Annotated in this window: 6 protein-coding genes; 4 read left to right on the forward strand and 2 right to left on the reverse strand. The window is 40.9% G+C overall.

Annotation, left to right across the window (positions count from 1 at the left end):
* Positions 1-25 precede the first annotated feature (25 nt).
* Genes ACSLUK_RS19310 through ACSLUK_RS19320 form a run of 3 tightly spaced genes read left to right on the forward strand, consistent with a single transcriptional unit; the run spans position 26 to position 3,221 of the window.
* On the forward strand, positions 26-826 hold the full coding sequence (locus tag ACSLUK_RS19310) for an ABC transporter ATP-binding protein (protein ID WP_448550431.1): 801 nt from the start codon (positions 26-28) through the stop codon (positions 824-826).
* The gene (locus ACSLUK_RS19315) at positions 817-2,019 is read left to right on the forward strand and encodes an ABC transporter permease (protein ID WP_448550432.1); all 1,203 of its coding nucleotides are present in this window, start codon (positions 817-819) and stop codon (positions 2,017-2,019) included. Before ACSLUK_RS19310 ends, ACSLUK_RS19315 begins: the two co-directional genes overlap by 10 nt.
* Positions 2,020-2,036: 17 nt before the next feature.
* Positions 2,037-3,221 (forward strand): PA0049 C-terminal domain-containing protein, encoded by a 1,185-nt coding sequence (locus ACSLUK_RS19320; protein WP_448550433.1) that lies wholly within the window; start codon positions 2,037-2,039, stop codon positions 3,219-3,221.
* Between the two features lie 61 nt (positions 3,222-3,282).
* Here ACSLUK_RS19320 and ACSLUK_RS19325 read toward each other — a convergent pair whose 3' ends face one another.
* A complete protein-coding gene (locus ACSLUK_RS19325; RefSeq protein WP_448550434.1) occupies positions 3,283-4,929 on the reverse strand; it encodes a lytic transglycosylase in 1,647 nt (548 codons plus the stop codon).
* Positions 4,930-4,995: 66 nt separating this feature from the next.
* Entirely contained in the window at positions 4,996-5,802 is an 807-nt protein-coding gene (gene gloB, locus ACSLUK_RS19330) for a hydroxyacylglutathione hydrolase (RefSeq protein ID WP_448550435.1), read from the reverse strand.
* A 53-nt stretch (positions 5,803-5,855) separates the two neighbouring features.
* Here gloB and ACSLUK_RS19335 point away from each other — a divergent pair, with 53 nt between their 5' ends.
* Positions 5,856-6,611 carry a class I SAM-dependent methyltransferase gene (locus tag ACSLUK_RS19335; RefSeq protein WP_448550436.1) on the forward strand — a complete coding sequence of 252 codons (756 nt, stop codon included), beginning with the start codon at positions 5,856-5,858 and terminating at the stop codon, positions 6,609-6,611.
* Positions 6,612-6,722 lie beyond the last annotated feature (111 nt).

Consider the following 6,722-nt stretch of genomic DNA (forward strand, 5'->3'; position numbering starts at 1 on the left):
TTGAACTATGGGTTAGTGAGATTCGATGATTGAAGTTAAGGACATTTGTAAGACGTTTCAACTTAGCAAAGAAGCGTTAAAAAGCAGCAAAAAGGATGTACTCGATGTGCGCCAAGAAGGAAGGGCATTTCATGCACTTAAAGGCGTTAGTTTTTCATGTGCTCAGGGAGAAGTTCTAGGGTTGTTAGGACCAAACGGTGCGGGCAAAACAACAATATTGAGAATCTTAGCGTCAGCGCTTAAACCGACGAGTGGTGATATTACCATAGCTGGCGAAAGCGTAGTTACTAAACCAGCATTATCCAAGCAAAAGATTGGTTTTTTATCTGGCAAAACAGGTTTGTACAATCGATTAACTGCCAGAGAAAACATTGAGTACTTTGCGAGATTACATGGTCTGTCAAAACAGCGAATTAGAGATGCTGGTGAACATTTATATGCTCAGTTGGGTATTGAACCTTACCTTGATCGACGGGTAGAAACGCTATCAACCGGAATGACGCAAAAAGTGTCTATTGCCAGAGCGGTCATTCATCAGCCAGAAGTTATCATTTTTGATGAACCCACAACAGGGTTAGATATCATGGCGACTGAAGTTATTCTTGAGTTTATTGAATCACAAAAACAACGGGGCGTATCAGTTATTTTCTCAACTCACCATTTAGATGAGGTTGCCATGTTGGCAGATAAGATAACCGTGATAAATGATGGAACGACTCGCTTTTGTGGAACATTGGCGCAATTTACCTCACAAAGTAATGAGGTTGATTTACGCAAGGCGTTCAAACACTTTTTATCATCTGACGAGGACGTTTTATGTGGTTAGTTTACTTAAAGGAGTTAACCGAGTTATTACGCGATAAGAAAACGCTATTTTTTATTATTGCGTTGCCGCTACTGATATTCCCAGTCATTTTCGGTGCAATGGGATTAGTGGTTGCTAATGTAGCCCTTGAAGAGCAACAAAAGGTCTTGAAATACGCGATAACTAACGATAGCCAAGTTCCAGAGTTTAGTGAGGCATTGTTTTACCACCGAGACTTCGAACAGGTTGAGCTTGCGTTGTCAGATGACGAAAGTAAGCGTAACGCGGTTATGTCAGGGCAAGTTGATGTTGTTATTGATATTCCAAGTATACATAGCGAACACATTGATAAAAGCACGCAAGTTGAATGGCGCTTGTTTTACAATGATGCGTCCCAGCTTAATTCAGTTAAACAAAAGATTGAGAAAGTTTTTGCACCTTATATTTCACAAGTACAAGGTGAATTGAGAACGGTACATCAATTAGATGAGACACTATTTAGTTTTTTAACAGAACCTGTGAAACTCGTAGTAGAAAACACGGCCAATGAAAGAGAAGATATTGGTGAAAAAGTTGGTGGACTCTTACCCTATTTACTGATTGTTCTATGCATGACGGGCGCTATGTATCCTGCTATTGATTTAGGAGCGGGGGAAAAAGAAAGAGGCACATTGGAAACACTATTACTAACGCCGATATCCCGTTTCGCGATTGTGTTAGGTAAATTTTTTACTATCATGACAACGGGGGTAGTCACGGCACTTATTACAGTTGCTAGCTTGTTATTGTGGGGATATTTGATTGGCGAAGTTGCTGGCGTAAATGTTGTCAGCAAAGTATTTTCAACAGTTGGTGTAAGTGACTTATTGCTTATACTATTAATGTTAGTACCTGTATCAGCCATCTTTGCCGCAATTTTATTAGCGATTTCTATTTACGCTAGAAGCTTCAAAGAGGCACAAAATTACATGGGGCCTATTTCACTCGTCGGATTTTTACCTGTAATGGTGGCGATGCTACCGGGGATAAAACTCAATTGGACATGGGCACTCGTACCGATTTCTAATGTGGCCCTTGCCATTAAAGAGATTGTTAAAGGAACGGTAAATTACAATATGTTAGCGGTTATATTGTTGTCTACCGTGGTATTTGCTGTCATTTCTATAATATTTTGTACTAGATGGTTTAATAAGGAATCGGTGCTATTTAGATAGCGTTGGGATATTTTTATATGAATTCAAAGAAAGTACTACATTCACTTAAATGGAGTGTTCTAGGTGGTGTTGTTTTAAGTAGTGTTGTTTTTAGCCAAAACGTCGTTGCTCAAACAACACTTACCGTTGAAGAAGCACGGGTTACTAAAGCAAAGGCAGCAATGCCGTCTGTATTTAATGTGATTAAGACACGCATTGAATTATTCAATGAACAATTGCAACAAGCGCGTAATTATACGGCGCTGACTCAAGTGATAATTCGTCACGGCCAAGCGATATGGCGTGAATCAGTTAAACTCGTTGCTGAGCATCAAGAATATGATGATCGTAGCCTTTATTGGGCACGCTTAACCATGATGAAAATGCTGAAGGAGTCGAGCGCCTTTCAGTCATTACTATCAATGCAGCAAGAAAGGATTTTAGCGCGTCTTGAACGATTGACTCGCGGACATGAAGACATTAAGTTTACTCAAAAAGCCGATAAGAAAATTCTTATTACCGGGTTTGATCCGTTTTTCTTAGACCGAAATATAAAGCAAAGCAATCCATCTGGTATCACTGCACTTGCTTTAGACAATCTTCTGCTGACAAAAGGCACTACTACAGCTGAAGTGCAAGCACTCATGATACCTGTGCGTTTCGCTGATTTTGATCAAGGGTTTATCGAAGAACTGTTGGCACCCCATATGAAAAATGTCGACATGGTGATTACCATTAGTATGGGTCGCACCGAATTTGACCTAGAACGATTTCCTGGGCTACGACGAAGTGCAAAAGCGCCAGACAACTTGAATGTTTACACTGGCGCCACTAAAGACAACCCTTTAGTACCTATGCTAAACGGAAAACCTCTCAAGGGACCGGAATTTGTACAGTTTAGTTTGCCTGTAACTGCGATGCAAAAGGCGACAGGTCGATTTGAAGTGATTGATAATCATCAGGTGACAACATTAAAACAAGGGCAGTTTAAGCCTAAGGAATTGTCCGAACTAACTGGGCAGACTGCGGTTGAAGGTGCTGGTGGTGGTTACTTGTCGAACGAAATCTCATATCGCTCAATTTTACTTAGAGATGAACACAACCCGATTTTACCAGTGGGTCATATTCATACGCCTCGCATACAAGGTTTTGATGCGGAAACTTCTAAGCAGATTACGCAACAAATCAAACAAATGCTGACTCAGGCAATTACTGAAATATAGACTTTTCAAGCATAAAAAAGCGGCTATATTGCCGCTTTCTTTCATAATTTATCAATTGGTATTAAATATTATTTGTCACATCAATTGATAACTTGAGCATTTGTCCTGGCTGTAGGTAGTCATTACGACTCAAACTATTCCAACGTTCAATATCTTTGATGCTAACATTGAATTTGTCTGCAATTCGAGCAAAAGAATCGCCTTTTCGCACGCGGTAGGTAATATTGCGCATCACTGCATTTTCGACTCTATTTGAAGACGTTACGTTAGCCGACGGTGAGCTATTTGATGCTTTTTGCCAAATAACCAACTTTTGTCCAAGTTTTAACGTATCTCGAGGCGCCATACCGTTCCACTTAGCTAAACTCTTATAATTCACCTTGTAGGCACGGCTGATGTCCCACAATGTGTCACCAGTTTTAACGATATGAATGTGCTTTACGCCAGGTAAATCACGATTTTGTTTGGCTGCTAATCGCTGATCTTGCGATAAGATATAGCTATCGAGTGAAGCTGAAGCCACAGGGATTAATAGGTGCTTGCCTGCTCGAATACGGTTAGAGGCCAAATTGTTAACCTGTTTTATAACCTTTATATCCGTATCAAATTTCTTAGCTATCTTACCTAGGCTGTCGCCAGATTTGATTTTATAGCGTTGCCAAGCAAGGCGATCGTTAGGTGCGAGCTTAGCTAATTTTTCAACAAACGAATCGACCTTATTACTTGGGATTAATAAGTAATGCGGACCATCAGGATCGGTTGCCCAGCGGTTGTAGCCAGGATTTAGGTGCTGAAGTTCTTTTAATGATAAATTTGCTAATTCTGCTGCTTTGGCTAAATCAATTTGTGAGCCGATATTTACTTTGCTGATGACCTCAGCATTTTCGATTTCGTAAAGCTTAATGTTAAAATCTTCAGGGCGTTTGACTAAATCGGCAAGTGCAAGCAGTTTGGGCACATAAGCACGGGTTTCTTTTGGTAAATCCAGCGACCAGAAGTCGGTTGGAATATTACGCCTAGCGTTGTTTCGCATAGCACGCTGCACTCGGCCTTCACCTGAATTATAAGCCGCAAGCGCTAATAACCAATCGCCATCGAAATACTTATGTAGATATTGCAGATACTTTATTGCCCCTTGAGTGGAGGCAATAACATCTCGTCTACCGTCATACCACCAATTTTGCTTCATGCCAAAACGTTTACCTGTATCGGGCACGAACTGCCACATACCGGATGCACGGCCATGAGAATAGGCAAATGGGTCGAAAGCACTTTCCACGATTGGCAGTAGGGCAATCTCCATTGGTATGCCGCTTTTTTCGATTTCATCAACGATATAATGAATAAATGGTTCCGCACGTTTGGCGACACGATCTAAGTAACTTTGATGTTTTGCATACCAGTTGCGTTGAACTACCACTCGACGATTTTGTGGAATATCAAACGTTAGTTGGTGACGGATTCGTTGCCATATATCATTTTCAACGTAGATGTCTTTATCTGTAAGTGTAATATCAACATCGTCAACAGGGTGAATTACATCAGCACGCTCATCTTGTAATAAAGCGTGGGTAATTTCTACAGGCGTTGCAATCGACTGTTGGGCTGCCAGGTCAACTGGCGTGCTCTCTTGGTGATTTTGATTGGTCGTCAATTGACAGCCAGACAAAACCACTGCGGCAACTAAGGAAATAGGGAAGTACTTCATGGAGATTTCTTATCGTGTATTCTGCAAATAGTGTCTCTGATTTAGCACCAATATTCAATAATTGCCTTAGAAGTTATCTTTCAACTTACGTAATGCGACAAAGGTATCAAGGGCATTATTTGTCGCTAAGCTACTGAATTGTGAAACACTTTGCTGTATTTCTCTACTGTCTGTTCTAAGGAATGGGTTTACGTTTTTTTCCAAACTAATCGTTGACGGCAATGTTGGTAGTCCTTGTTCTCGCTTATTCTTAACCTGATTAAAGTAATCGATAAGCTCATGATTGGTAGGGTCAACCGTTAGGGCAAAATTGATATTAGCCATCGTATATTCGTGCGTACAGTATACTTTTGTACGACCAGGTAAAGTCGACAACTTTTGCAGCGATTGGTGTAATTGTTCGGCGGTACCGTCGAAGAGTCGGCCACAGCCAACAGAAAACAAGGTATCACCACAAAATAAGGCGTCTTGTGTATAGTAAGCGATGTGGCCTGCTGTATGGCCCGGCACATCAAACACAGTAAAGGTTATGTCTAAATGCGGTAAAGTGACCGTATCGTTTTCCTGCACTTTGTGGGAACAGTGAGGAATATTTTCATTTACTGGCCCGTACACATTTATCGGCCAATGCTTGTCTTGACTGTATTTGAGCAACGCAGCGATTCCGTCTACGTGGTCATAATGATGGTGAGTAACTAGAATGCTGTTTAATTGGTAGCCATTCGACTCAATAAATTGGATTACTGCATTCGCACAACCGGGATCGACAACAGTGACTTGTTTTTGGTCATGCCCGATTAACGCCCATATATAATTATCGTTAAATGCGGGAATCGGTAAAATATTAATTGATTGACTCGAAGATGTTTGCACTTAGTGTTTTCCTCAATATACTGATGTCATGAAGTATATCTTAAATATATCGAATGAAACCAGCGTTAGCATATAGACAGCCACTCTACCCGAAAGATTGGCAAGAAATGCCTAGTGGAGAGCAAATCTTAGAAGAGATAAACCAAATCATGGCGCCTTGGTGGCCAAAATTTTTTGGTTATCATTTATTGAAGATAGGTGGTTTGAGCCAAGATATCGCAACCGCTCAGTCCACTATTAGACATCAGATCACGGTTAGTGATCACCAAGAACGGGCAAACGTGGTGGGTGACGTTGATGATTTGCCATTGCTCCAACATAGTGTTGATGTGGCAATTCTAAGCCATGTACTTGAATATGCTGTTGACCCGCATCATGTTATTCGTGAAGCTAATCGCGTACTTATTCCCAATGGATATTTGGTGATTACTGGTTTTAACCCATTTAGTCTAGCTGGGCTGAATAAAATCGTGCCATATCGTCGTCATAAGTCGCCATGGAATGAACGCTTTTTTACCGCAATGCGCGTTAAAGACTGGCTTCATTTAATGGGGTATGAAATTTTACATGATGAGCGTTGCTTGCATTCGAGTTTAGTCGGGAAACTTAGCTATGGCGTCATTGCAAGAAATTGGCGTAAAATTGCCACTAAATTAATCCCGAGTTTTGGTTCAGTTTACGTCATTATTGCAAAAAAGCGCGTCTTACCTCTGACACCCATTAAACCTCGATGGAAGTTGCGTCCTGAATTGGCGCCTATTAACGTTTCAACATTAAATTCATCTCGGGTTGAAACTAGAGCGTGTTGATCTTTGAGGTACAAATTTTGTTCAACTTGAGCGTGCTTTGATCGCGGCGCTCGGTTTGTAGCATAGTTGTTCTACGTAAAAATCGAGCAACAATGAGCAAAGCGCGCTCAA

Source organism: Thalassotalea fusca, assembly GCF_053485835.1.

What these genes read in the sequence shown, in the direction of transcription:
- ACSLUK_RS19335 (WP_448550436.1), top strand. Translation starts at nt 5,856, where the DNA reads ATGAAACCAGCGTTAGCATATAGACAGCCACTCTACCCGAAAGATTGG.
- ACSLUK_RS19315 (WP_448550432.1), top strand. Translation starts at nt 817, where the DNA reads ATGTGGTTAGTTTACTTAAAGGAGTTAACCGAGTTATTACGCGATAAG.
- ACSLUK_RS19325 (WP_448550434.1), bottom strand. Translation starts at nt 4,929, where the DNA reads ATGAAGTACTTCCCTATTTCCTTAGTTGCCGCAGTGGTTTTGTCTGGC.
- ACSLUK_RS19320 (WP_448550433.1), top strand. Translation starts at nt 2,037, where the DNA reads ATGAATTCAAAGAAAGTACTACATTCACTTAAATGGAGTGTTCTAGGT.
- ACSLUK_RS19310 (WP_448550431.1), top strand. Translation starts at nt 26, where the DNA reads ATGATTGAAGTTAAGGACATTTGTAAGACGTTTCAACTTAGCAAAGAA.